Origin of the sequence: Achromobacter sp. SIMBA_011 (assembly GCF_046535435.1) — a bacterium.
GTDB classification, from domain to species: domain Bacteria; phylum Pseudomonadota; class Gammaproteobacteria; order Burkholderiales; family Burkholderiaceae_B; genus Achromobacter; species Achromobacter dolens.
In genome coordinates, this window is the sequence record NZ_JAWRWN010001077.1 from 1 (window position 1) to 243 (window position 243).

The 243-nt window shown below is 65.8% G+C and carries 1 pseudogene; it reads right to left on the reverse strand.

From position 1 onward, the window contains the following. Positions 1 to 243 (reverse strand): annotated as a pseudogene (locus SB816_RS34345) (ABC transporter permease); the annotation flags it as partial.

The following is a 243-nucleotide window of genomic DNA, read 5'->3' on the forward strand; positions in this document are numbered from 1 at the left end:
GCGGATCGCGCGTGCGTAGGTGGTGTAGAGCGTCGGCGTGCCGAACAGGCCGCTCGCGGCGACCTTCGCGATGCCGACGATCACGCCGCGATGATCGTTCAGCTCGAAATCGGTGCCGATGGTCGGGTTCTCCAGCTTCGCGAACTCCGGGTCCTGAATCGCGATGAAGCCGTTTTCCGCGTAGATGTCTTCGATGCGGCCCTGGAGCATCGTGGGCCGGCCGAGCAGGCTCGCGTCGTCGAG